The sequence below is a fragment of the Bacillus sp. 3a genome (assembly GCF_017161885.1).
In the GTDB taxonomy this organism is placed as follows: domain Bacteria; phylum Bacillota; class Bacilli; order Bacillales; family Bacillaceae; genus Bacillus; species Bacillus safensis.
Window position 1 is genome coordinate 893,297 of sequence record NZ_CP067376.1, and the last position, 26,297, is coordinate 919,593.

Below are 26,297 nucleotides of genomic sequence, written 5' to 3' on the forward strand. Positions count from 1 at the left end.
TTATAGCATACAACATCTGTATAAATGAAACCGCTGCCTGCTTAGAACTAACTGCACATGAGTGAAAGGAGATGTTTTATGGAGTCCTATCAATTGAGAAACATTCATATTGGCTACGACAAGGCAAAGAGTGATATACGTGTTTATTCGTGGGGAGACATTCTTTCATTTTGTGATGTGTATATGGAAGAAGGAGAGTCACTCACGTTTCAATATGTCACCGAGGATCAAATGGACTGTTTTGAGTTTCAGCTGTCGGTTCATGATGGCCGACTTTGTTTTTATTGGTTTGCGTGGGACGGATCTGATTATATTCACATGCCTTCTAGTAATTGGATTCATTCAGATATTTTTTATCAATTTATGAAAAATAAGTATTTCATCAAACAAAACAAGATGATGTTTTATACGCAAGCGGTAAAAAACAGAAATTAATGAGGATATAGAGAATTTAAAGGCCTATTTTGCTATTTTCCTGTTTTGTCACATACGGTCTTTCTCCGTAGACTAGGGGTAGCTGAAAGGAAAGGAGGCAAGTCCCGAATCAAAAGGTAACGTCTATCATCTGACAGCCCCCCTCTAGCTAAAGCTGATAGATGCTGCCTTGTGCATATGAACACTGCGTAATATAGAACCAATGCTTCTTTGTATAGGTCATGTGTCCCCTTGTGAATCCCCTTTGTGTGTATCCGGTCATGTTTGCGTGGCCGGATACCCTTTTATTCACTGTTTAACCGATCAGCTCTTGCAAATAGTGGATACTCATTTCATAATGATGATGGATTTTGTTACGGTATGTCGGTTGAAAATAAAGACAAAAAGGAGAGAACGATGACAAACATTCAATTAATCGCAACGGATTTAGATGGAACTTTATTAAACAGTGAACACAAAGTGAGTCAGGAAAACGAGCAGGCATTAAAGGAAGCAGCTGCGAATGGAATTGAGGTTGTCGTGTCAACAGGGAGAGCGTATTTTGATGTGAGGTCTATTTTTGACCAGCTTGGTATGAATACATGGGTGATTAGTGCCAATGGAGCTGTGATTCATGATCCAACTGGACAAGTGTACCATTCAGCTGCTTTACAAGAAGAAAAGGCTAAACACATCCTGTCATGGCTTGAAGAACGTGATTATTATTATGAAGTCTTTACAAACGAAGCCATTTTCACACCGAATCGCGGCAGAGAGCTTCTTGCGATTGAAATGGACCGTTTAAAAAGTGCAAATCCAGAAACGGATCAGAATGTCTTAAAGAAAGCGGCAGAAGTTCAATACAGCCAGTCGGGTTTTTCTTATATTGATACATATAAAGAATTGTTTCGTGAGGATCGAAAGCTTTCATTTTACAACATCTTAGGTTTTTCTTTCTTTCAAGACAGATTGAAAGCCGGATGGGATGAGTTTGGTGATGATTCAGATTTAACATTGGTCAGTTCGGCTGATCATAACTTTGAAATTGGTTCAAAGGACGCGTCTAAAGGGCAGGCATTAACAAGGCTGGCAGAAAGACTAGGTATTCCTTTAAGTAGGGCAGCGGCTGTAGGAGACAGTTTAAACGATGAATCGATGCTTCAAGCAGCTGGTGTTGGGGTTGCGATGGGAAATGCGAGACAGGATATAAAAGAAATCGCTGATCACGTGACGTTATCAAATGATGAACACGGAGTCGCGCATATGATCCGGCACCTTTTGAAATAGATGAATTAGATGTCGTGGTATAAATCACATAGGATGAAGCGCATTCTACAAAAGAGGAATTCAGAACCACTTCTATTTACACATGATGTGGAACATCATATAATTTAATTATGAATAAAACCCACTTGTAAGGAAATTAAGGAGACTAAACGAATGGCGCTGGAATCTTATAAGTCCGAAAATCTGCATTTAATCAAGGAAGCCTTGGACTATACTCAGGTTGGCCTGACGGTGACGGACCCGTCTTTACCTGATAATCCTTTAATATATGTGAATAAGGGCTTTTTAGATATGACAGGCTATCAAGAACCCGAAGTATTGGGGAAGAATTGTCGTTTCCTTCAAGGAGATGAAACTGAGCAAATCGCTCTCAAGCAAATTAGAACAGCCATTGAGAACAAAGAGGCTGTCACGGTTCAGCTGAAAAATTATAAAAAATCTGGACAAATGTTTTGGAACGAGTTAAGTGTCGCTCCTCTTTGGATTGACGAAAAGGAAGGAAAACGTCTTTATTTCGTTGGTCTGCAAAAGGATGTCACGAAAGAGAAGGAACAGCAGGAGCTTCTTGAGCAATCAATTGATGAAGTGCTGAATATTTCTGTCCCCATCGTTCCGGTGAAAGATGGTATCTCTGTGTTACCGATCATTGGTACGTTAACAGCGCCTAGATTTGATAAGATCATTTCAACGGTCTCCACCTATATCTCTCAATCCAAGGATGATTATTTTATTGTCGATCTGTCCGGATTATTAGAAGTGGATTCATTTGTGGCAGATGCGATCTTTAAGCTGAACGATTTGATTTTAATGACAGGTACTGAACTCATTGTGACAGGAATTAAACCGAATCTTGCAATGAAAATGGGAGAAATGAGAGAGGACTTCCGTGAATTAAATACGTTTATGAATGTGAAATCTGCATTGAAAAAACTGAACATTTAGCGTACGTTTATATGAAACAAAAAAGAGGACTTTTCATTAGGCTTGAGAAAAGTCCTCTTTTTGCTGTGATTAAGATGATTGAGCGGCGGCACTTAAGGTAAATAAGTCTTCTAGTTCGTTTGTCGATAGCTCTGTAATCCAGCTTTCGCTTTGGATAATTTGATCATTTAATGTTTGTTTTGTTTCGAGCATTTGATCGATTTTTTCCTCGATTGTGCCCGTTGTGATCATCTTATGGACGTGAACAAATCGTTTTTGTCCAATCCGATAAGCTCGGTCTGTCGCTTGGTTTTCCACAGCAGGATTCCACCATCTATCGTAGTGAATGACATGGTTTGCGGCGGTTAGGTTGAGTCCTGTTCCTCCTGCCTTTAAAGAGAGAATTAAGATGTTGAATTCTTTCTTCTGGAAGCGATCCACCATTTTGTCCCGCTCTTGTTTTGAGAGGCTGCCATTTAAAAATTGGACTGGTTCTCCAAACATCTTTTCTGCCAGCTGCTTGATCATGTTGCCCATTTCAATATACTGCGTAAAGATGAGACAGCTTTCTCCTTGCTCATGTATCGCTTTTAACAGCTCTGCGAGTTTATCCATTTTTAACGAACGTTTCAGCAGTTTCACATCTGTACCGCTCTCTTTTAAATAGAGTGCAGGGTGATCACAAATCTGTTTGAGTCTGCCAAGCATACTTAAAATAATGGCTTTTCGCTGCATCCCTGTTAATGATGCCATATGTTCAAATGTATCCTTCACGAGCTGTTCATATAAAGACGCCTGCTCAGCGGAGAGCGGAATGAATTCTTTTTCTTCGAGTTTCTCAGGCAGGTTCAGGGCAACCTCTTCATCTTGTTTTGTTCGTCTTAATAAAAATGGTTTGATCAGCTGCTGGAGCTGTTCAATTCTTTTTTCTTCACGGTCTTTTTCAATCGGAAGGACGAACTTTTTATGGAAGCTGGTCAGGCTGCCGAGATATCCTTTGTTGACGAAGTCGAATATGGACCAAAGCTCTGTCAAACGGTTTTCCATTGGTGTCCCGCTGAGGGCAATGTGATGCTGTCCTTTGAGCTGTCTAATCGCTCTTGATTGTTTCGTATGGGCGTTCTTGATGTTTTGGGCTTCGTCTAAGCAAATGGTATTCCACTTTGCTGCCGTTAATTCATCACGATCAGAATGTGAGAGTCCATAAGACGTCAAGACAATATCTGTTGACTCGTATGCTTTTGTGAAGTCCTCTCCCTGTGGACGCGATGGGCCATAATGCAGGGCAACCTTCAAATGTGGTGCGAATGTTTCGAGCTCTCGCTGCCAGTTTCCTAAAACAGAGGTCGGCGCAATGATGAGAGATGGAGCGGCATTTTGCTCCTGCTCCTTCAAATACGTGAAATACGCGATCATTTGAATCGTTTTTCCAAGTCCCATATCATCTGCTAAACAAGCCCCAAATCCATGAGATCTTAAAAATAAAAGCCAATTCACGCCATGCTGCTGATACGGACGCAGTGTGCCTTTGAAGGACTCACTCATTTCGTAAGAAGGCAGCTCGTGCGAATCATTTAATTGGTGGACAAGCCCTCTTAATTGCGATGAAAGTTCAAATTGAATATGGGCAAATGCTGAACTGTCTAGCAGTTCTGGAATCGATTCAGAGGAAGCTTCTTGATCTGCCAGTTCGCGTGACAAAATATCAGACATGTGAAGCCCTTCATTTTCGGCACGCTCCATCCACTTTTTCATTTGCTGGATGAAGGTCGGATCTATTTTGATCCATTGTCCTCGAATATTGACAAGACGTCGTTTGCTTTGGACAAGTTCGTTGAACTCATCTTCTGTCAGTTCAATGCCGTTTGTAGCAAAGCGCCAATTAAAGTCCATTAATGCGTCCATTCCGACATGCGATTCGCCTCGCGGTGTAGAAGAAATCCTTGCTTTTAACATCATCGTGCTGTCTTTAACAATTTGCCACCATGATGGGAGCAGAATCTCAATGCCCATATTGACAAGTGTTTCACTTGCTTCAGATAGGAAGAGCCATGCTTCTTCTTCTGACATAAGTGTGGTACCAGATGTGAAAGAAAGCCAAGGCACAATTTGACTGAATCGTTCCAGCTCTCTTGAAATTTTATCTTGATACGGGTGCCAAGACCTTTTCAATGAACGAATGCCTTCAAAAAAGTGAAGGTCGCTGTTTTTCTTATCACGTAAAAACAATTCGATTTTCCAATCATCACCGTCAAAATCAGGCTCGTTTAAGCGCAAGCCGACAGTGAACGGCGTCTCGTCATCAATCCAGCCAATCGTCTCCAGGAAATCCTGCTCATCTAAAAAATGTCCTTGGAAGGATGAGAGCGCAGGCGATTGTGCAGTCATACGGTTCCATTTGTGCTGCAAGGCATCATCATACTGAATGTAATCTTGTACAGCAAAGGAGAACCAATCAGCCGTATAGCCGTCTAATAGGCCTTCTTTATCTTTAAAACGAAGCTCGCCTTTTGTCCACGCCTCATAATCGGGAACGAAATCTTCGTCCTCGATGAATTCGTAAATGGTGGAGGCTGTCTTCATCAGTGGTTCCGTTTCATCCGTTAATGTCACATGACTAAACGTATTAAATGAATTTTTTCCTAGCAATTCAACGGTCATCCAAGGGCTTAATAGAAAGGCAGGAGTGCCAATAAAGCTGACATCTTCTAAAAATGTTCCGTAGAAAGAAGATTCGTGCCATTGGAAAAGCTGCCTCTTCATTTCATTAAGCGGAACAGGGTGTCCGTCCTCTGCTTGCGCTGAAATGGTGAAAGAGAAATCTTCAGTTTGTTCTGCATGAATGACAATTTGTTTATGGCGTGTCATCAATCAATTTTCCTTTCTTCATTTCCTCTTGGAACGCACGCAGCCGTTTTGTTGAATCTTGCAGCTGCTTTACATACCTTTCCCAGATCGCGGTTTTTTTCGTTTTATGATAAAGCGTGCGCAGTTTTTTCAGCATTTTTACAGACTCTCGATAAGCACTTCGATTCTTTTGATCGAGAAGCAGTGAGATTTCACGGTGGTACGATGGAATGAGGGCTTCTGGCTCCTCTTTTGCAATCTGTTTGATCAAATCCTTCTCCAGTTCACTAATGGAGAAACCAACAAGGCTGTGAATCTCAATCCATTCCGCATAACGCTGCTGTGCATACAAGAGCTGACTGTATTCTGTAAACGCATAGGGCATACAGATTTGGAGATAACGTTCATATAAATGATGATCCTTCGTCTGCTTAAAGTATGCATCTAAATAAAAGAAGAAATCACTGACGGCTCCCCGCAGTTCTCTGTAGGAAAGGTCGAGCTGGCAATATTCCTCTAATATATAGGTGATTTCATGATACCAGAGCTTGAGCCGCTTCCAGTCCTTTCGGTTTGTGAGATCCTTCAGCCAATTGAGCACATTTGGCAGCATATCCGCATTGAGCAGCTGTAATTGCTGAAAGAGGCTTTCGTCTTCTTTCAGTAAATAATCCATGTGCATCAGCCCGATGGTACGTTCAACCGTTTGTTCTTTCTTCTGGGCGTTCTTTAGTAATTCTGTTTCTTTTTTGACCCATTTCCCTCTATTTAATATGGTGCCCCAAATCTCCATAAAGACCGCTACTCGTTCATGCTGGAAAGGTCCATTGATTTGAAGAAGTGTGCGAACGGCAGTTGGTGTGTTTTCAAGAAACGGATCGAGGGAAAAGGAAAGGGCGTATGTCTTCAAATGATCCACTGAATCGAAAATGGTGTTCATGAGCTGTTCTACATAGGGATTCATGGAATAAAAGTCTTTTTCGGCATCAAGCCGGCCGAGGTCGATGAGTTCATGAAGCCTCAGCCATACATCGATCGACGTATGAATCGCATACAAGCTCTTGAATTCAGGTGAAGCAGGTGCGTGTTTTTTTAGGATCGATAAATAGCCGTAATATAAATGTTGCGGTGTTTGCTGGTGCTTCGGTGTCCGTTTCAGCCAGAGGTTAAATTCCTCTTGGAAAAAAGTCAGCCAGCTTTGGAGTGATTGTTCGTCTGGGCGCTTCACTTGGAAGTGCTGGCGAATCAGTTCTTTGCTGCGCTGTAATTCATCCTTTTCTGACCAATGTTCTGTAAATCCGGTCACACTCTCTACTTGAGCGTATAGCGAAAAGAAGACAGCGAGAATGTGTTTACAAAGTCCATCTGCTGGACATGAGCAGCTGCTTCTCACAGGAAACAGCACATGAAGGTGGACTCTTGCTGCCACGACATCATGTACATAAGCTGACCATTCGGTATCAGACTCTTGCTTGAGCCGATATACGCTGTCCTGTCTATAAGTAATCAATGCTTTTTTGATGAGTTGTTTGTTTTCATCTGTTGCAGGAAGAAGTTCTTTGATCTGTTCGGCTGTTTGTTTGATTTCTTCTTCGTTGATGTTGTGCTGAAGCATTTGATCCGCTCCTAACCAAGTAAAAGATTCCAATTCTTTTATTATAGCTCAATGGGGATTTATAAAAAAGTTTTTCATGAAAATGGTCATAAATTTCAAAAGCTGTCGAATGATGTAATAGAGTATTGCATAAACCAACCTTACAGCATATAATAATGAAATTAGTGGAATCGAAAGGATACAGACATGGATAATAAGGGTTTAAATCAAGAAGAGTTTTTAAAGATTTTGATGTACGCTCATGATATTGGTGAAAATTCAAATGATGTCACAACAAAAGAAATGCTTGAAAATCTGATTGCTCATATTCGAAATGGTCTTGTTTCATAAAAGTGACCCCCTGCTAGTGATGGCAGGGGGTTTTTGTATGCTTTTAAGAATGGAATGAACGCTCCCGGCATACGATGTCATTACAAGCATAAGGAGTATGGGGAGCTGATGGAGTCATGAATATTGCGATTGCAGGCTGTGGGTATGTGGGGCTTGTGACAGGTGTGTGTTTAGCGGAGGCAGGTCATGATGTGGCGTGTATTGATATTGACCGCCGAAAGGTCATGCAGCTGAAACAGGGAACCCCCCCAATGTATGAGCCCGGGTTAAAAGAGTTATTGAAACGCAACCTTGAGCAGGGACGAATTCATTTTCACATAAATGGAGCGGAAGTCTACCCGCGGGCTGATGTGTTAATGATTGCAGTCGGCACCCCGCAGCAGGCAGATGGCCAAGCTGACTTACAGTATGTGTTTCAGGCTGCAAAAGAGATGGGTTTAAAAGCAAAGTCAGGGGCGATTCTTGTGGTGAAAAGTACGGTGCCTGTCGGAACGGGTGATCAAATCGATCAGTTGATCCATCAAGAATTAGGACGGAAGGAGCCACTAGCGATTGCATCTAACCCAGAATTTTTACGGGAAGGCTCTGCCATTTCAGATACATTGAGGGCGGATCGGCTAGTGATTGGAGCTGAAACAAAAGCCGTATTAGATCAGCTGGAGGACATGTATGCTGATTTCCACCTTCCGTTGGTGAAAACAGACCGTAAAAGTGCTGAAATGATCAAGTACGCATCAAATGCATTTCTTGCGACAAAAATCAGCTTTATGAATGAGATTGCCTCCATTTGTGAAAAAACAGGGGCTGATGTTGAATGGGTGGCGCAGGGAATGGGGCTTGATCAGCGGATTGGTTCTTCCTTTCTCAGAGCGGGCATTGGCTACGGAGGTTCTTGTTTTCCAAAGGATACAAATGCACTTGTCCAAATTGCAGGGCATGTGTCCCATGATTTTGAGCTGTTAAAGGCTGTCATCAAAGTAAATAATGAGCAGCGTGCAGGTTTTATCCGAAATATTGAGGAGCGGCTGGGGGCAGCTCTTGAAGGGAAGCGAATTGCGCTTCTTGGTCTTTCCTTTAAACCGAATACAGATGATATGAGGGAGGCGCCATCTATTCCGATCGCTCATGAGCTCCATCAATTAGGTGCGGAGCTTGTGGCATATGATCCTGTTGCTGCCCGGCATGCAGCTCGCAAGCTGCCGGATCAAGTCTTATTTGCTCAAACGATTGAGGAAGCGATCAAGGATGCCGATGCGGTCTGTCTATTAACGGAGTGGGCGGATATTCAGTCGTTTCCACTCGCTTCCTATAAGAAATGGATGAAGCGGCCGCTTATTTTCGATGGACGAAACTGTCATACACTTGAAGCGGCAGAACAAGCGGGGGTCGAGTATCATTCGATTGGGCGCAGATCAGTTTCTCCAATTTATATCTAAAAGAAAACCGATAACAGTGAATGTTATCGGTTTTTATGAATGCGGCAGAATGAATCCGCCATATAAGAAAGCAGCCACAATAAGAAAGGCAGGGTGCAGCTTGAATTTGGTCATCAAGAAAAAGGAGATCGCAGCAATGGCGAGCGATTGCGTCCAGCCGATGGCTTTCACAGCATCTCCGCCGATTTCCCATGTTAATAAAAGCATCATCATCGCAATGACAGGCTGAACGGATAAGGTCATGCCTTTTACGACGGGAGATTGACGAAAGCGGTCAATCAGTTTGAGCAATAAAATCAGCCCAACAGCGGATGGCAGGACAGTTGCAAGCAGTGCCACGATAAAGCCTGGCCAGCCCATGACGTCATAGCCGACATATGCTGCAATCTTCGTAGCGATTGGCCCCGGCAGTGCATTGGCTAAAGCCAGCATATTGGAGAATCCTTCGTTCGTCATCCAATGAAAATGATTGACGATTTCTTCATAATTGAGCGGGATGGATGCAGGGCCACCGCCATATCCTAATAGATTGGATAAAAAGAATGCCCAGAATAAAAAGAGAATCAGCATCATGAAGACACTCCTTTCTCTTTATTTGGCCGATTCCAGCGATTTTTCAGTTTAAAATGAAAGGCGCCATAAAGTAAAAAGATCATGACAATAATTCCTGGATGAATGGACAGCACTTGCAGCCCAATAAAGGCAAGAAGGAATAGAGCGACCCCGAAGATCATGCCGAAGCCTTTCAGCGCTTTTTGTCCAAACTCATATGCCATGATACCTAAAAGAACAGCAATGACTGGGGTCACAGCGCCAATCATATTTTGAATGATTTGTGAGGAGCTTAAGACGCTGACAAGTGTGACAAGGGCTACCATGGCGAGACATGTTGGTAAAATATGAGCAGCTGTGGCGACAATTGCGCCAGATACGCCCTTTAATCGATAGCCGAGGTATGCTGACATTTTTGTTGCGATCGGGCCTGGTAATGCATTGGCGATGGCGAGTGTTTCTCCGAATTCGTCATCGTTGATCCATTGGTATTTCACCACCGCTTCATGGCGAATAAGCGGTATCACGGAAGGGCCTCCGCCAAAACCGAGAATACCGGTTCGCACCATAGCGATAATGAGTTCGATATATGATTGCAAGTGGTTCAACTCCTGTCTACAATTTCATGCCCATGCGGCTTTTGTATCGTTTAATGAGCATTTGGCAGTCCACACTGACAACGCCTTCTAGCGGGTATAGCTTTTTTGTCAGGAAAGTCTCCATTTCCTGTTCATGTTGAAAAATGCCATGCATATGCAGCTTGCTTGGTCCTGTCATGTGATAAAGGCTTGTGACAGCCGTTTCCTTTTCAAGCTGAAGGGCAACCGCTTCTAAAAATTTCGGCTCTACCTCTACATTAAAGAAGACAGAGACATGAATGCCGACCTTCGCGGGGTTAATTACAGCGGTGAATCGTTCAATGACCCCTGCTTCAACGAGCTGCTGAATGCGGGCTTGTACGGCAACACGTGACAGACCGACCTGTTTGCCGAGATCTGTATAAGACATGCGCCCGTCCTCGTGTAATAGGGATAAAATTTGTTTATCTCTTTCGTCTAATGTTAGGTTTGGAATGCTATAGTCTTTTGACACCGTATAACCACCTTTCTTCTGTTGATATTCTATCATATTTATTACGAATAGAATGGATGAATTATCATTTGCTATCGAAACGAAAACATTGTATGCAAGAAATTATCTTTATGCATAAAAAAACACCCCGATCTCATCGGGGTGTTTTCATTTATTGATCCGGACTGCTTTCTGCACTTGCAATTTGCTGTGCAAGGTCAGCTCTATCAATGTCTGCTTGGAAGAATTCCTGCGTATTTGGCAGATGTAAATTCATATGGCGTTTTTGAGAAATGCGGATGGTGACTTGATCAACGGTGTAATCAAATACGTGTCCGCCAACACTTCGATCTTCATCAATAAAATGAAGATGATATCCACTCACCGCAATACCGTGTGCGTATTGCGGTGTACGGAAGCCTGCGATCGTACCTTGAATATCCTCAAAGTCAAAAATAGGCTGAGACTTGACTGCTTCTACCATCGGAACGTAAGGTTTTTCCTGTTTTTCAACCGTACGTGTTTGAACCTTTTTGAATGATCCATCAATGCGGACCGCATAAAAGATATTTTTACTTGGTAAAATGCGATCGATTTCTTCTTCAAGTTCTTTGGACGTCATAGGTGCATCAATTCGATGAACGATATCTGTTTCAAAGAATGCTAGAGAGCAGAAAGGTGAATAATCTTGATTGGTGACCGGTGTCGCTGTTCCATCCGAGCGCAGCCGGTAGAATGCGCCGTCAAAGCCGATCAGCTCTCCATCTAATTGATTGAATGTACCGATGCCAAAATCACCGTGTTCAGGAATATGTGCGAGGGAGAAATCTCCATCATATACGGCTTCCAGCAGGGAGGTCATTGTCGATACTTGATAGACCTCTTGCTGTTTGTCATGCTGTCTTGTGTCATTCTGTTGATTCATTGGGTGCATCATACCCATAACCGCTCACTCCTTTAATGTAATGTATCGAAGTCTTATCTGACGTTCATTGCATGTTTTTTGCGAAAGACTTCTGGCCATTTTTGACTGGCGAGGTCAGGGTTGTCTTGATAGTCAATCGGAATATCAATAATCACAGGTCCTTCTATGTTTATACCCTTTTGAAGGACGGTTGAAAGCTCCTCAGGTGAGTTGACTCTTAGTCCAGTCGCTCCAAAGCTTTCCGCATATTTCACTAAATCGATCTGCCCGAATTTAACGCAGGATGTACGCTCATATTTCATTTCCTGCTGGAACGCGACCATGTCGTATGTGCTGTCGTTCCAAACAAGGTGAACGAGGTTTGTTTTCTTGCGGACAGCTGTTTCTAACTCCATTGCGGAGAAGAGAAAACCGCCATCACCTGAGACCGAGATAATCTTTTCATCTGGATTCATGATAGAAGCCGCAATTGCCCATGGTAATGCGACGCCTAATGTTTGCATGCCGTTACTTACCAGGAATGAATTCGGTTCATAGACGCGGAAGTGACGGGACATCCAAATCGCGTGAGATCCGATATCACACGTGACCTTCGTGTCATCAGGAATCAGACGTCTCAATGTATGAATGACATCCAGAGGGTGAGATCGATGACTTTCTCTTTCTGGTGTCTTTTCGATGTCGCTTAATAGTTCCTGTAATTCAGTGACGAATTCTATGTTCTCTTTGCTTAGAGAAAGGGGAACACTGTCATGCGCTAGATGTTTGACGGTTTCAGAAATATTGCCTACAAGCTCAAGCGCTGGCTCATAAAAATGGTCAATATCTGCCTGCATGTCATCAACATGGATGATCTGACGCTGCTGCGGCTGAAGATTCCAAAGCTTCGGATCATATTCGATTGGATCAAAGCCAATGGTCAAAAGGACATCTGCATGTTCAATGAGAAGGTCACCCGGCTGATTACGGAATAAGCCGATTCTGCCTACATATTGAGACTCGAGCTCTCTTGAGAGAACGCCGGCTCCTTGGTACGTTTCAACAAATGGGATACCAAGTGTTTTTAATAATGCTCTTGTGGCATTTGCAGCAGCTGGACGACTAGCTTTCATTCCCACAATCGCAATAGGTAAGTGTGCATTTTGAATTTTGGCGATAGCCGAACTGATGAGAGCATCTGGTGCAGGACCTAATTCTGGAGAAGGGTGAGCAGACACTGGTGTTTGTGTGGTGTGTTCTGTCACGACATCTTGTGGAAAGCTGATAAATGCTGCTCCAGCCTGCCCTTTTTGTGCCGCGCGAAAAGCATTCGTTAACGCTTCTGGTATATTATGAACGTCTTGTACTTCAACGCTATATTTTGTGACTGGTTTGAATAATGCCGCATTGTCGAGTGATTGATGTGTTCGTTTCAGACGATCTGCACGAATGACGTTTCCGGCGATTGCGACAACAGGATCACCTTCTGTATTGGCTGTTAATAGACCTGTTGCTAAATTAGATGCACCAGGACCTGATGTGACAAGACAAACACCTGGTTTGCCGGTTAAACGTCCAACAGCAGCTGCCATAAAGGCTGCATTTTGTTCGTGTCTGCATAGGACAAGCTCTGGACCTCTGTCTTTTAATACATCAAATACAGCGTCAATTTTTGCACCTGGAATCGCAAAAACATGGGTCACACCTTGAGCAATCAGCGTATCAACAATCAACTCTGCTCCTCGTCTTGTTAGGGGTTGTGCTTGAGATTTCATTTACCCCGCACTCCTTTCGGCAAGTAAAATTTTTTATGAAAATATATTTTCATGATATGATTTACTATACATTTCATAAAATAAATTTTCCAATATATGTTTAACGTGGTTTTGATATGTTTCACGAATAAGTGTGTGAGGAGTGAAAGGATGGAACTGAGACATTTGCAGTATTTTGTCACAGTAGCGGAGGAGCTGCATTTTGGCAGAGCAGCCGCGCGGTTGAATATGACACAGCCTCCACTTAGTCAGCAAATTAAGCAGTTTGAGGAAGAATTGGGTTTTCCTTTATTTCACCGGTCGAAGCGGGTAGTGGAGCTAACAGCAGCTGGAAAGGTCTTTTTACATGAGGTTCGGGGAGTGCTGCAGCAGCTTGATAAAGCCGTTGATCATGCCCGTCATACAGCAAGAGGAGAGCTGGGGAAAATCATCATAGGTTTTGTTGGAACGGCGACGTATGATATTCTGCCGCCTGTTGTACGTGAATTCAGGGAGCTGTATCCTTCTGTCAGTATTGAGCTGCAGCAGCTTTCTGTTCCGCAGCAGCTAGAGGCACTTTTAAATGGTGAGATTGATATCGGTTTTTTACATCCTACACCGCCGCATGAAGAATTAGTGAGTCGTTTGATGAAGCAAAGTGAATGTATTTTTGCGATTCCAAAAAATCATCGATTGGCTCAACAAGAGACGGTCACGATTGAAGATATCCGGCATGAACCAATTATTTCTTTATCACAGGAATCATGGCCGTCTCTTTATCAGCACTTTGTCCTGCTATGTGAAAAGTACGGGTTTTCTCCAAATATCGTGCAGGAAGCGGCGGAATATCAAATGATCATTGGCCTCGTCACAGCAGGGATCGGTATTGCAGTGATTCCAAAATCAGCCCGGCGTTTATTTAATCTGGATGTTGTATATCGGGCCATTGAGGATGAACAACTTCTGGCGGAATGGACGATTTCCTATAGACGGGAAAATCATAATCCTGCTTTATTTCATCTTGTTCACCATATCCTGCATCGCACCGAGCTGGAATAAGAGGTATAGGGAACGGGTTATGGTATGATGTCGTTACATTAAAAGGAGGCGTACCTGAATTGATTACATTGCAAATGGATCAGCTGTCACGAAAAGAGGCATATAAATTATTATCTGGTTCTATCGTTCCAAGACCGATAGCGTTTATTACAAGTCTGTCTAAAGAAGATGTTGTCAATGCCGCACCATTTAGTTTCTTTAATGTCATCAGCGGACACCCGCCGCTCATTGCGATTTCTATCGGACGACGTGATGGTCAGATGAAAGATACTGCGCAGCATATCATTGACAGGGAAGAGTTTGTCGTCCATGTGAGTGATGAAGACATGATAGAAGATATTAATGAAACAGCTGCTACATTGCCTCGGGAAGAGAGTGAGCTGGATCGCACCGGACTTCATCAAGTAGAGAGTCATGTCATTTCAGTGCCGGGAATCAAGGAAGCGCGCATTCGTTTTGAATGTCAGCTGGAAAAACATCTGACCTTTCAAAATGATGAAGGGGAGATCACAGTTGATCATATCATTGGCCGGGTTGTATGTGCACATTTAGATGAGGGTGTTTATGATGCAGAAAAAGGCTATGTTTCTACTAATGAACTGAAACCAGTCGCTCGCCTAGCAGGTAATGATTATGCCCATTTAGGCACGTCATTTGTGCTGAAAAGACCACAGTAATAGGAAAACCCCCGAGGGAATTCGGGGGTTTTCTGTTTATTTCTTCTGTTCTAGTTTGAGTGGAGCTGCGATATTCTTTTGTACTTTTTTCCCTTTTAATACGTCGTTTGCAGCACCGACTGCCAGTTGACCGATCAGCTCTGGCTGCTGCGCAACTGTTGCAGAGAGCTTTCCTGCTTTGATTGAGCTGAGTGCATCTTCGTTTCCGTCAAAGCCAACGACAAGAATGTCTTTTCCAGAACTTTGAATCGCTTCTAGTGCGCCAAGAGCCATTTCATCATTGTGGGCAAAAACGGCTTTGATGTCAGGGTTTCCTTGAAGGAGGTTTTCCATGACATTCAGTCCTTTTGTCCGGTCGAAGTCAGCAGCTTGTTTTGCTGTCACTTTTAGATCTTTATCCGCTATTTGATGGAATCCTTTTCCACGCTCACGTGTAGCGGAAGCGCCTGGTACGCCTTCTAATTCAGCGACTTTTGCTCCTTTGCCAACCTTGTCAATGATAAATTTAGCTGCCATTTCTCCGCCTTTGACGTTATCTGAGGCGACAAGTGCTTCTACCTTTCCACTTTCGGCTGAGCGGTCTAATGTGATGACAGGTATATCTGAAGCGTTTGCTGATTCGACAGCGGTTGATATGGCAGATGAATCCGCTGGATTGATAAGCAATGCGTCGACGCCTTGCTGAATAAGGTCTTCTACATCACTTGTTTGTTTAGCTGAATCATTTTGTGCATCTGCAATCACGACTTCAATGCCTAGCTTTTTCGCTTCTTTTGTCACACCGTTTTTCAGAGAAACGAAGAATGGGTTATTTAACGTCGAGATCGACAGCCCAATTTTGATGTCTTTTTTCTTGCCATCCTTTGATGACTTGGCCCACTCCGGCGGTTCAAGTGAGCAGGCAGAAAGCATGAACAATGAGAGAGTCAGGATGAGAATAAGATATTTTTTCATAGCGGCTGCCTCCTTAAGCAGATTTCTTTCTGTCTAATAGGACTGCAATCAAGATGACAATCCCTTTCACAACAGATTGATAGAATGATGAAACGCCAAGTAAGTTCATACCATTGTTCAGGACACCGATAATGAGCACCCCGATGAGTGTGCCGACAATTCTTCCTCTTCCGCCGGACAGGCTTGTCCCGCCAAGTACGACGGCAGCAATGGCATCAAGCTCATAGGACGTACCAGCTGTTGGCTGCGCTGAATTTAGGCGAGATGTTAAGATCGCACCTGCTAAGGCAGACATGAAGCCTGCTAATGAATAGATCATAATTTTCACGCGTGGTACTTTGATTCCTGAGATGAGAGCCGCTTTTTCATTCCCGCCGATGGCATATGTTCTTCTGCCGAAAGGTGTTTTATGAAGCAGTACCCAAAGTACGATAAAGGTGAGAAGCATCGTAATCGCTGGAACAGGAATGCCTAAGAAATATCCGCGGCCGAATAACTGAAAGGCATAGTTAGAGCCAAGCCCAGTAATCGGATTTCCGTCTGTATAAACGAGTGTCAAACCTCTGAAAATCGTCATCGTGGCAAGCGTTGCGATAAAAGGAGCCATTTTTCCTTTTGTAATTAAAAGACCGTTGATCATCCCAAGAACGGCACCGATGATACAGCCGACGATAATGGCTAAAATCGGGTCCATGCCAGAAACGATAAAGCCGGCAGTCAAGGCACTGGATAGTGCGAGAATGGCACCGACAGATAAATCAATGCCTCCAGTTAAAATAACAAACGTCATGCCAAAGGCAATGAGGGCATTAATGGAGATTTGTCTTAGTAAGTTTAAGATGTTTAATGGCTCTAAAAAGGCCGGGTTTAAAATAGAAACAATGGCGACAAGGATGATGAGTCCTAAGAATGGCCCAAGCTTTTGCATGATGTGATCAAATCGTCCATTTGAAGTAAGTGGTTTCATGTTACTTCCCTCCTGTAGCTAGTGTCATAATTCGTTCCTGCGTTGCTTCTGCTTTGTCTAATTCTCCGCTGATGGTTCCTTCATGAATGACGAGCACCCGGTCGCTCATCCCGAGTATCTCTGGGAGCTCAGAGGAGACCATTAAAATGGCAACGCCTCGATCGGTCAGCTCATTCATTAACTGATAGATTTCTCGTTTCGCTCCGACGTCGACTCCTCGTGTTGGTTCATCTAAAATCAAGACCTTCGGCTGTATGCCGATCCATTTGGCGATGACGACTTTTTGCTGATTTCCCCCAGACAGGCTTCGGGCAGAGATGTCAGAGGAAGCCGTTTTAATCGTCAGTCGTTTGATGAGAAGGTCGACAAAATCCTGTTCTGTTTTCTTATCAATCAATCCCTTTGGAGAGAAGCTTTTTAAGTTTGGCAGACCGATGTTTTCTCGGATGGATGCATCAAGCATCAATCCTTCATCCTTGCGATCCTCTGTGATAAAGCCGATGCCGAGCTTGACGGCATCACTTGGTTTTTTAATAACAGCCTTTTTTCCATGAACCCATATTTCTCCTTGATCAAGAGGATCAAGGCCAAAGAGCGACCGCATCATTTCGGTCCGGCCAGCACCCATTAAGCCTGCAACACCAACGATTTCTCCAGCTTTAACTGAGAAGCTGATATCTTGAAATTGTCCTTTTCTCGTTGCTTGTTTCACCTCAAGGACAATGTCTCCTGTAGAAGGCGTTCGCTCAGGATATCGATCTGTCAATTCACGGCCGACCATTTTTTTGACGACTTCATGGAAATTCGTTTCAGGTATGGCCTTCGTATCGACCGTTTTCCCATCACGCATGATCGTAATCCGGTCACAGATGGCAAAGATTTCCTCCATACGGTGAGAAATATAGACTATGGAAACGCCTTCTTTTTTGAGAGATTCAATGACCTGGAAGAGCTTCTCGATTTCCCGTTCCGTAAGAGCTGCTGTCGGCTCATCCATGATGATGACCTTTGCATCGGTCATTAATGCTTTTGCAATCTCAATCATCTGTTTTTGTCCAACAGAACAGCTGCCTGCCTCTTGTTCAAGTGAGAGATTCACAGACAAACGGTCCAGCTGCGTTTGGGCGAGGGTCTTCATTTTCTTAGTATCTAGCAGTCCGAGTTTCGTATAGATTTCTTTCCCGATGAATAGATTCTCCAAGACGGTCATATCCGGCCATATGTTGAGCTCCTGATGAATGAAGGCGATGCCGTGCTGCTCCGCTTCCTTCGGATTTTTGAAAGCGGTTTCTTTTCCGTCGATTTGTATCGTTCCTTGATCTAAAGAATAAAGACCTGTAAGCAGATTCATTAAAGTTGATTTTCCCGCACCATTTTCACCCATGAGTGCGTGGACTTCACCTGTGACGAGGTCAAAGGAGACCCCGGAGAGAACGGTGTTTTTTCCAAAAGCCTTATGGATGTTATGCATTTCTATGTTCATATCTGGCTCCTCCTTTTAAAAGATGACACCGGCATGAAGAATGCAGTTTGCGTATGGGGTGGCTTCACCCGTTCGAATGACTGCTTTTGCCTGTTTGGTCATGTCTTTGAACGTCTCGTGGTCTACTTCATGTAACGATTTTGAGAGCGCTTTCTTAAGAAATAAATGATCTCGTTCATTGGCTTCTTTGATTTCACTAGCTACAGTGATGTTTTCAACGGCCATTTCCTGAAGAAGGAGGGAGGTGACCTCCTGAAAGGATGGTGTGCCGATTGATAATGCTAGGTCAATTTTGACTGGACCTTCTGGGATAGGAAGACCACAGTCTGCGATGACGATTGTATCTGTGTGGCCAAGGTCAGCAAGCACCTTGGCGATATGGCTGTTTAGGATGCCGTTTTTTTTCATTTCTTTTTCTCCAATTCTTCTCTTGTTGGCATGCCGCCTTGTGCGCCAAACTTTGTGACGGACATTGATGCTGCAAGGTTGGCAAAGGCAAGTGCGTCATAGAGGGATTTGCCTTCTGTTAGAGCGACAGCCAAGGCTCCGTTAAAGGTATCGCCAGCTCCTGTTGTATCGACTGCTTTGACAGGAACGCCTGGAACCAACACGTCTTTCGTTCCATCAAAGTATCGAACCCCATTTTTTCCTTCTGTGACTAGTAATTTGTTAGGGTATTGACGCAAGGCATCTCTGGTTGGCAGACCATCAAACATCAGAACAGCTTCATGTTCATTCGGTGTAATGTAAGCAGCCTGATCTAAAACCTGCTTCGATACTTTACGGGCTGGTGCAGGGTTTAAAATGACAGGGATTTCTTTTTCACTGCAAATGGCGCAGACCGCTTCGACCGTTTCTTCAGGTATTTCCTGCTGGATGAGAACCATCCCAATATCATCAATTGTAGAAAGAGCATTACTTACATAGTCAGGAGTAACCTCGTCATTTGCCCCTTTGACCACTACAATGCTGTTATCACCTTCTGCTAAAATGATATGAGCTGTGCCGCTCTCCATTTCGGTAACCGGTTTCATATATGAGGTACGGACACCTTGTGCTTGTAAATTGCTGAGAATATCATGGCCATAAGCGTCATCACCAACTCGGCCGACCATATATACATCGGCACCGAGTCTGGCGCTTGCGACTGCCTGATTGGCACCTTTCCCGCCTGGGACCGTTTTAAACGATTCGCCTAAAACCGTTTCACCGGCATTTGGCCGTTTATCTGAAGTGACGACTAAATCCATTGAACAGCTTCCTACTACAACAATATGACTCATTGTGAATCCACCTTTCTTGTGGTCTCTCGTTCAATAAAAGAGACGGGCATTTGAATAACTGGTTGATCTATCGGTTGTTTCTGAATCGCTTTGATTAACAGCTGTGCCGCTTCTTTTCCCATCTCATAGGCGGGCTGCCTTATGGTCGATAAGGAAGGGAAGAGCAGCTCACTTTGCGGAATATCATCAAATCCAATGATTTGAACGTCTCCTGGAATCGCTTTTCCGATTCGAAGCGCTTCATGGATGACCGCTGTTGCGACGATATCATTGCTGGCAATGATCCCATCTGTTTCTGGGTACAGCTGGAAAAGGGCCTTGGCACTTTTTCGAGCTTCTTGAAAGGAAAAGGAAGCATTAGACATCACATGAAAGTCGACACCTGTTTCCGTGAGAACATCGAGTGCGCCTTTGAATCGCTGCCGCGCTGTTTGCAGATGGGCAGGTCCTTTTAACAGTGTGATCTGCCGGCTACCGCGTCTGATTAATTCCATTGCCGCCATTTTCCCGCCAGCTGCAGCATCTGCAAAAACAGAAGGTGCATGTGGAACTGTTCGATCTAAAAACACAACAGGCAGATCATCATCATTGTATATATCTGACTCAGGTTCATTTGTGACCGCGATGACACCGACCACTTGATTTTGTTTAAAGGTTTGCAAGTATGCCATTTCTTTCTCTCGATCTTCATCACTGTTTCCGAATAATAACCGAAAACCGTGCGCATGAATCTCATCCTCAACGCCTCTAGCAAGCTGAGGAAAGAAGGGGTTTGTGATATCAGGCAAGATTAAGCCGATTAAGCGTGATTCTCTTTTGAAAAGGGATCTAGCCACTTCATTGGGAAAGTAGTTCAACTCCTGCATCGCTTGCGTCACGCGAGTTTTCGTATCTGAATGAACATATCCAGTATCATTGAGCACGCGTGAAACAGTGGCAACAGACACTTGTGCAGCTTTTGCGACATCTTTAATTGTAGCCAATGGAGAGCCTCCCTTCATGAATGTGTAACCGTTTACACACATAGATTATCACGAAAGCATCGAAATGACAATCTAAAAAAAATAAAAAAAGAAAAGAAAGAAGGCTTCTTCCTTTTCTTAACTAATAATACCTGTTTGTGTAATGTTCACTTTCACTTTTGGAATGATTTTCACCTTCGGATAATCGGTGACCCAGTTCATTTTCATATATTCATCATAGTGTTTTACCCTATATTTTCTGCCAAGGCTTAGGACGTCAGAATTTGCTTCTTGCAGGGCCGCAATGACTCTTTCGGCATCTTTAGTCAAAATAGCTGACAGCCTTTTATTTAGCATTTCAATTTTCTTGTCTGTATCTAAATTATCTTTCGGATATTCAATAACAGAGGTATTGAATTCAAACTCAAGAGAGAAGGTTACGTTTCGATGATCAGGATTGACGATTTTAATGTCTCTTTTTGTATCGGTAACTTGAATGCTGATGTAATTGTTCTCCTTTGATTTCATATCACTTCTTACTTTTTTTGTGAAGTTTGCATAACTGCCCATTTTTCCATCCATGATGGTGAGCAGAATGGCATCTTGCGCATAAAGTTCTCCTTTCATTTTCTCATTATCAAATAAGGCGACCCCCCTTACACTCGTTAACTTTTTTGATTTATCGTAGTAGAGTAATGGCAGTGTGAAATCCTCGCCGGTTTGCAGCATTTTGGACCGGATATTTTGAATGTTCTTAGGTGCAACTTGTGAGGAGCGTGATGCAGAAGTGATCAGGTTGTTTAAATAGTCGCTCACAATGAGTTTTTCCTTGAGCAGAGAATTGATTAAGTCCACACAACTCCCGCCTTGCACCACTGCCAAGTTTGCGAGCAAAGGGCTTTTGGGATCGCGATAAAACATATCTAAGTAAGGGAGCAGCCGGTTTTGGGCAAATTCATCACCGATCAGCAGGACCCTCATTTTAGACATATCAATTTTTTGGTCTACACTCCGGCTAAAGTTGCTTCTTGCTTTTCTTAAAGTAGGCGCATCGGTTGTGAGAACAGTGGTTAAATAGCTGCCTGAATTCCCTTGCTGCATACTTTGAGACTGCTGCACCTTTCGATAGGTAATCGAATATCTCGCATTGTCATCCTCTCCTTGATCAACAGCTGAAGTTAATACGAGAGAGATGTCTTTTAATAGGTTTTGATCCCAGCAGCCAGGCATGAAAATGAGGGAAACACACATAAGCAGTGTCAATATGTACCTATGATGCATGTGATTTCACCTTCTTTTTGCGGTGTTTGATAAAGATGATAACGGCCATCATGATCGGAAGTGTGTATATAAATGAATATTGTGCAGCGGTAGTAAAGTCATTGAAGCGCTGAATTCTAAAGTTATCAGTTGAAAGAAAACAGCTTGCAGCATAAATCAAAATGGCAAAATAGTAGACATATTTTTTGTGATTTTTTTTCTTCAGCATACTGGACACACCATTTGCACAAAAGTACAGATAATTACTCAGTGTGGCTAAAATGACAAAGACCCAAAAGCTTAGAAAAATTAAATCCGTGCGCTCAATGACACCGAATGTAATGGTTTTTAATAGATACAAAACAGGATTCGGGATAACATCAAGCTCAGCTGGGCTGAAAAACATAAAACAAATTAATGTAATAAATAGGTAGTAAAGCGTCGTGCATATATTTGAAATGGTCATCACTTTATATCGTTCCTTAATGGTGCCCTTCATCAGTGGAGAGATGATTAAAATCATCTCAAATCCATTCATTGACAGCACCACGTCCTTCAATCCAAGCTGAAATTGAGAAATATCTGTTTGGAAAAAGGGCAGAAGGTAATCAATATTGGTTCCTTTCAATGAATAGAACATCAATAGAGAGAGCATGAGCAAAAAGGGAGTTAAGATAAAGTTAAACCTGACAATGGCTGTAATTTGCTCCTTTGCGATATAGACAATGCATATCATCAGTAATAGGTTAATCACCCAGTTTGGTGTGAGCGGGAGCACCCATATGCCAAGAATCCTTGTGAATATAGAAAGGACTACGATGCAGACTGAGGCAAAGTATACCGTATAGAGCACGACCAAGGTGCGTCCAATCCATTTTCCAAAGACCTCAATCAGCGCTTGGAAAAATGACGTTTCTGGATACTTGTAGATGATATAAAGAAAAATGGTATTGATGATTTGGATAAAAAAACACGCGACAATTATTGCCATCCAGCCATCGTGTCCCATGTCTTTCATTAGCAAATGGGGGAGCGCTAAAATACCAACACCAATTTGAGATTGGATGATAAAAAAAACAGCTTGAGGTGGAGATATTTTATTTTTCATTTTTCTTTTTCCACCCTCTCAGTTGTTCAATTTGTTTGTTCTTTTGCGGATTTAAATAAACAGGGCGGTTTTTGTACATCCACATTGGGAGTCGAACCACAGTATCTTTTAAGTCCTGCCAGTTAAATGGAGTAACAGGTGATAAATATGGCACCCCTAGTGATTCTAGGCGGCATAAATTCATGAGAATAATGGCGAGCCCAAATGAAATGCCAATAAATCCAAACATCGATGCCATAAACATGAGCGGGAAACGAAGCATCCTGATGGTGGACGTCATTTCAAACGACGGAAGTACAAATGAAGCGACAGCCGTCACAGCGACTACAATCACTTGGACATTCGAAATAAGTCCTGCTTGTACAACCGCATCCCCAATAACCAAACCTCCTACGATGCCAATGGTCTGCCCGATCGGTTTAGGCAGACGCACCCCAGCCTCACGTATAAGTTCAATTGTGATCTCCATCAGCATAGCCTCAATCAATGGAGGAAAGGGAATGCCGATAATAGAGTTCTTCATCGTAATAGCTAGTTCATCTGGGACAACCTCATAATGAAACGCAATAACCGCAATATAAAAAGATGGCAATATGACTGCGATGATGCAGGCAAGATAACGAAGAATACGAATAAACGTAGCAGGAATCCAGCGGCTGTTATAATCATCCGGCGACTGAAAAAAACTAAAGAACGTGATAGGCAGAATGATGGCCATTGGACTGCCATCCATGAGTACGACTATTCTGCCTTCAAGAATCGCAGATCTTACCTTGTCCGGACGTTCTGTATCAATCAGCTGCGGGAAAATAGAATATGAATCTTCCTCAATTGCCTCAACGATAGAGCCAGGACTTATCAGTGTGTCTACTTTAATAGAAGAAATCCGTCTGTTGACTTCTTCGACCTTTTCTTGATTGGCAATATCAGATATATAAACCGTTGCAAGCTTTGTTTCCGATTTTGTACCGACCTTATGATATTGAATGGCGAGTTTCCGATCATTTAAATGCGAACGCAGTAAGTAGATATTGGTATCAAGACTTTCAACAAACCCGTCATGTGCACCTGCGATAATACTTTCAGAAGACGGTTCAGTAATAGAGCGCAGCGGCGGCTGTCCGACAGCAAACAGCTTGATTTGCGAGGAGTTTTCATCAAGAAAGGCAATACTTCCCGCAATAATACTGTCTGTGATCAGCGTCAAGTCGCCTGTTTCAAGTGTGCTAAGAGACTTTATATAATTCTGCTTTCCAGGAGAGCCTAATAAGTTACCGATAATGAAATCATTTAATTTGCCTTCATCAATTCTTGTTTTAATAAAGAACAGCACAGATTTTGTTTCATTCACCATTAACTCTCGGTATTCAAAATCGCCGCTTTGCTGAAATGTTTTTTTTAGGATACGGATTTTTTCCTCGAAGCTGCCTGATAAAAAATGCAGGCGTGTCTGCTCATTGGTGTTTGGCATCTTTAGCCTCCTCTCACAGATTTTTTACCCATAGTGTAAGCGGAGAAGCGGATTTTATTCGTCTCCTTTGGGGAAAGCATGACATAAGCTGACAACTTTCAACTAAATTCACATTAAAAATGTTAAGAAATGATGAATCTTGATAAAAACAAATGAATAATGTTTCATTGTTTAGGTCATAAGGTGCGAATATCGTAAAGAGAAGGTACACCGAAATGATCAAATATTTACATCTTATCCCAATTTTTTGTGACCTAAAAATAAGCATATGACTTGATTTTTTTAGAGGTGACCTTTGTCATAGGTCAACACATAGCAATCTGACCAATGAGGATGACTTTCTAACCTGTTCGTTCAAAAATATAAAACATTCCAAAACACGCACTATTCATTTAAAGCGCTGATATGACTGATGTTATAGAGAAGAGCGGGCTTTAAAACATTGATTCAAAATACATCTTAATAATTGTCAAAAAATTTAGGGAGAAAAGGACAAAAGATTTTCGGATCATTGATGGTAACGCTTTCTCATGAATTCAGCAGAAATTCAGATTGATTTTTGTCCGCCTTTTGGCCTTTTCATTTAAAGGATGGGTAGGCAAAAAAGCCTTCTGATTAGAGGAATTTGGCATACGAGGAAGTGAAAGATTATGTTACATAATACCGATTGTGATTTTATGCTGAACAGATATACTGTTGATTGAATTTACATATCACACTCATAAAAAAAGGAGATGTAGATAGCGATGTGGTTAATCGTTATAGCCTGTGTCATCATGTTAGGGATTGGCTTTATTGAAAAGAAGCGTCATCAGAAAAATATCGATGCCCTGCCGGTGCGCGTCAATATTAATGGTATTCGCGGAAAGTCTACCGTCACAAGATTGACAACCGGTATCTTAATGGAGGCAGGTTATAAAACTGTCGGTAAAACAACGGGAACGGATGCAAGAATGATTTATTGGGATACGCCAGAGGAGAAACCGATTAAAAGGAAACCGCAAGGACCGAATATCGGAGAGCAGAAAGAAGTTATGAGAGAAACAGTTGAAAGAGGAGCAAATGCCATCGTCAGTGAATGTATGGCGGTAAATCCAGATTACCAAATTATCTTTCAGGAAGAGCTGCTTCAAGCAAATATTGGCGTGATCGTAAACGTTCTTGAAGACCATATGGACGTTATGGGGCCGACACTTGATGAAATAGCAGAAGCCTTTACAGCGACAATTCCTTACAATGGACACTTGGTTATTACGGATAGTGAATATACAGATTTCTTTAAAGAGATTGCGAAAAAACGCAACACAGAAGTCATTGTTGCGGATAATTCCAAGATTTCCGATGAGTTTTTGCGGAAATTTGAGTACATGGTTTTCCCAGATAATGCTTCACTTGCACTTGGTGTTGCCCAAGCATTAGGGATTGATGAAGATACGGCATTCAGAGGAATGTTAAATGCGCCGCCTGATCCAGGAGCGATGAGAATTCTCCCATTAATGGACGCGAAAACACCTGGACACTTTGTAAATGGATTTGCGGCAAATGACGCAGCATCTACATTGAACATTTGGAAGCGTGTGAAAGAAATTGGATATCCAACAGATGAACCGATTATTATTATGAACTGCCGTGCGGATCGGGTAGATAGAACGATCCAGTTTGCGGAGGATGTACTTCCATATATTGAAGCAAGTGATCTTGTCTTAATTGGTGAAACAACTGATCCAATTGTGAAGGCATATGAGGAAGGGAAAATTCCGGCTGACCACTTACACAACCTTGAATATCAATCTACAGAAGAAATTATGAATATGCTTGAGAAAAAGCTTCATAATCGAGTGGTTTATGGAGTCGGCAATATCCATGGTGCCGCTGAACCGTTAATCGAAAAAATTCAAGAATACAAAATTAAGCAGCTTGTCAGCTAGGAGGAAATATAGAA

General features: G+C 42.7%; 24 protein-coding genes. 8 read left to right on the forward strand and 16 right to left on the reverse strand.

Annotated elements, in window-relative coordinates; genetic code table 11:
- The first annotated feature begins 78 nt into the window (after positions 1-78).
- The 3 genes from JJ692_RS04380 (at position 79) to ytvA (ending at position 2,643) form a co-directional block, all read left to right on the forward strand.
- A complete protein-coding gene (locus tag JJ692_RS04380) occupies positions 79-435 on the forward strand; it encodes a hypothetical protein (RefSeq protein ID WP_151039778.1) in 357 nt (118 codons plus the stop codon).
- A gap of 405 nt (positions 436-840) precedes the next feature.
- Positions 841-1,701 (forward strand): Cof-type HAD-IIB family hydrolase, encoded by an 861-nt coding sequence (locus JJ692_RS04385; RefSeq protein WP_225315516.1) that lies wholly within the window; start codon positions 841-843, stop codon positions 1,699-1,701.
- 153 nt (positions 1,702-1,854) lie between these two features.
- Positions 1,855-2,643 carry a YtvA family blue-light photoreceptor gene (ytvA, locus tag JJ692_RS04390; protein WP_151039781.1) on the forward strand — a complete coding sequence of 263 codons (789 nt, stop codon included), beginning with the start codon at positions 1,855-1,857 and terminating at the stop codon, positions 2,641-2,643.
- A 69-nt stretch (positions 2,644-2,712) separates the two neighbouring features.
- Here the strand turns inward: ytvA and JJ692_RS04395 are convergent, their stop codons facing one another.
- Positions 2,713-5,490 carry a DEAD/DEAH box helicase gene (locus tag JJ692_RS04395; protein WP_056765594.1) on the reverse strand — a complete coding sequence of 926 codons (2,778 nt, stop codon included), beginning with the start codon at positions 5,488-5,490 and terminating at the stop codon, positions 2,713-2,715.
- Positions 5,477-7,084: an SWIM zinc finger family protein gene (locus JJ692_RS04400; protein ID WP_151039783.1), complete on the reverse strand. Its 1,608-nt coding sequence runs from the start codon at positions 7,082-7,084 to the stop codon at positions 5,477-5,479. Before JJ692_RS04400 ends, JJ692_RS04395 begins: the two co-directional genes overlap by 14 nt.
- A gap of 186 nt (positions 7,085-7,270) precedes the next feature.
- On the opposite strand from JJ692_RS04400, the gene JJ692_RS04405 reads away from it, so the two are divergent.
- On the forward strand, positions 7,271-7,414 hold the full coding sequence (locus JJ692_RS04405) for a YwzD family small protein (RefSeq protein ID WP_003214884.1): 144 nt from the start codon (positions 7,271-7,273) through the stop codon (positions 7,412-7,414).
- Between the two features lie 116 nt (positions 7,415-7,530).
- Positions 7,531-8,850 (forward strand): UDP-glucose dehydrogenase family protein, encoded by a 1,320-nt coding sequence (locus JJ692_RS04410; protein ID WP_024423687.1) that lies wholly within the window; start codon positions 7,531-7,533, stop codon positions 8,848-8,850.
- 33 nt (positions 8,851-8,883) lie between these two features.
- On the opposite strand, the gene chrA is transcribed toward JJ692_RS04410, so the two are convergent.
- From chrA to alsS, 5 genes are all read right to left on the reverse strand, one after another.
- Positions 8,884-9,420: a chromate efflux transporter ChrA gene (gene chrA / locus JJ692_RS04415; RefSeq protein ID WP_024423686.1), complete on the reverse strand. Its 537-nt coding sequence runs from the start codon at positions 9,418-9,420 to the stop codon at positions 8,884-8,886.
- Positions 9,420-10,001, reverse strand: coding sequence for a chromate efflux transporter ChrB (gene chrB, locus JJ692_RS04420; RefSeq protein WP_122631650.1), 582 nt, complete (start codon positions 9,999-10,001; stop codon positions 9,420-9,422). The genes chrA and chrB overlap by 1 nt, the downstream gene beginning before the upstream one ends.
- Positions 10,002-10,017: 16 nt before the next feature.
- Positions 10,018-10,494 (reverse strand): chromate efflux transcriptional regulator ChrS, encoded by a 477-nt coding sequence (chrS, locus tag JJ692_RS04425; protein ID WP_024423684.1) that lies wholly within the window; start codon positions 10,492-10,494, stop codon positions 10,018-10,020.
- A gap of 151 nt (positions 10,495-10,645) precedes the next feature.
- Positions 10,646-11,416, reverse strand: coding sequence for an acetolactate decarboxylase (gene budA / locus JJ692_RS04430; RefSeq protein WP_024423683.1), 771 nt, complete (start codon positions 11,414-11,416; stop codon positions 10,646-10,648).
- Between the two features lie 35 nt (positions 11,417-11,451).
- A complete protein-coding gene (alsS, locus tag JJ692_RS04435) occupies positions 11,452-13,152 on the reverse strand; it encodes an acetolactate synthase AlsS (RefSeq protein WP_206534261.1) in 1,701 nt (566 codons plus the stop codon).
- A gap of 150 nt (positions 13,153-13,302) precedes the next feature.
- Between alsS and alsR the strand changes: the two genes are divergently transcribed.
- Together alsR and JJ692_RS04445 are read left to right on the forward strand one after the other, a co-directional pair.
- The gene (alsR, locus tag JJ692_RS04440; RefSeq protein WP_133744483.1) at positions 13,303-14,190 is read left to right on the forward strand and encodes an acetoin biosynthesis transcriptional regulator AlsR; all 888 of its coding nucleotides are present in this window, start codon (positions 13,303-13,305) and stop codon (positions 14,188-14,190) included.
- Positions 14,191-14,264: 74 nt separating this feature from the next.
- Complete coding sequence (locus tag JJ692_RS04445; protein ID WP_426501795.1) at positions 14,265-14,867, forward strand: flavin reductase family protein; 603 nt, start codon at positions 14,265-14,267, stop codon at positions 14,865-14,867.
- A gap of 36 nt (positions 14,868-14,903) precedes the next feature.
- On the opposite strand, the gene rbsB is transcribed toward JJ692_RS04445, so the two are convergent.
- From rbsB to JJ692_RS04490, 9 genes are all read right to left on the reverse strand, one after another.
- Positions 14,904-15,821, reverse strand: coding sequence for a ribose ABC transporter substrate-binding protein RbsB (gene rbsB / locus JJ692_RS04450; RefSeq protein ID WP_024423679.1), 918 nt, complete (start codon positions 15,819-15,821; stop codon positions 14,904-14,906).
- A 13-nt stretch (positions 15,822-15,834) separates the two neighbouring features.
- Positions 15,835-16,788 (reverse strand): ribose ABC transporter permease RbsC, encoded by a 954-nt coding sequence (gene rbsC / locus JJ692_RS04455; RefSeq protein WP_024423678.1) that lies wholly within the window; start codon positions 16,786-16,788, stop codon positions 15,835-15,837.
- Between the two features lies 1 nt (position 16,789).
- Entirely contained in the window at positions 16,790-18,271 is a 1,482-nt protein-coding gene (locus JJ692_RS04460) for a sugar ABC transporter ATP-binding protein (RefSeq protein ID WP_056765604.1), read from the reverse strand.
- A 15-nt stretch (positions 18,272-18,286) separates the two neighbouring features.
- Complete coding sequence (gene rbsD, locus JJ692_RS04465) at positions 18,287-18,679, reverse strand: D-ribose pyranase (protein WP_034281179.1); 393 nt, start codon at positions 18,677-18,679, stop codon at positions 18,287-18,289.
- On the reverse strand, positions 18,676-19,554 hold the full coding sequence (gene rbsK / locus JJ692_RS04470; RefSeq protein ID WP_151039786.1) for a ribokinase: 879 nt from the start codon (positions 19,552-19,554) through the stop codon (positions 18,676-18,678). The genes rbsD and rbsK overlap by 4 nt, the downstream gene beginning before the upstream one ends.
- Positions 19,551-20,537 (reverse strand): LacI family DNA-binding transcriptional regulator, encoded by a 987-nt coding sequence (locus tag JJ692_RS04475; protein WP_024423674.1) that lies wholly within the window; start codon positions 20,535-20,537, stop codon positions 19,551-19,553. Before JJ692_RS04475 ends, rbsK begins: the two co-directional genes overlap by 4 nt.
- A 117-nt stretch (positions 20,538-20,654) precedes the next feature.
- On the reverse strand, positions 20,655-21,797 hold the full coding sequence (locus JJ692_RS04480) for a Ger(x)C family spore germination protein (RefSeq protein ID WP_151039788.1): 1,143 nt from the start codon (positions 21,795-21,797) through the stop codon (positions 20,655-20,657).
- Entirely contained in the window at positions 21,787-22,884 is a 1,098-nt protein-coding gene (locus JJ692_RS04485; protein WP_024423672.1) for a GerAB/ArcD/ProY family transporter, read from the reverse strand. The genes JJ692_RS04480 and JJ692_RS04485 overlap by 11 nt, the downstream gene beginning before the upstream one ends.
- The gene (locus JJ692_RS04490; protein WP_206534263.1) at positions 22,874-24,355 is read right to left on the reverse strand and encodes a spore germination protein; all 1,482 of its coding nucleotides are present in this window, start codon (positions 24,353-24,355) and stop codon (positions 22,874-22,876) included. Before JJ692_RS04490 ends, JJ692_RS04485 begins: the two co-directional genes overlap by 11 nt.
- 746 nt (positions 24,356-25,101) lie before the next feature.
- Here JJ692_RS04490 and pgsB point away from each other — a divergent pair.
- On the forward strand, positions 25,102-26,283 hold the full coding sequence (pgsB, locus tag JJ692_RS04495) for a poly-gamma-glutamate synthase PgsB (RefSeq protein WP_024423670.1): 1,182 nt from the start codon (positions 25,102-25,104) through the stop codon (positions 26,281-26,283).
- Positions 26,284-26,297 lie beyond the last annotated feature (14 nt).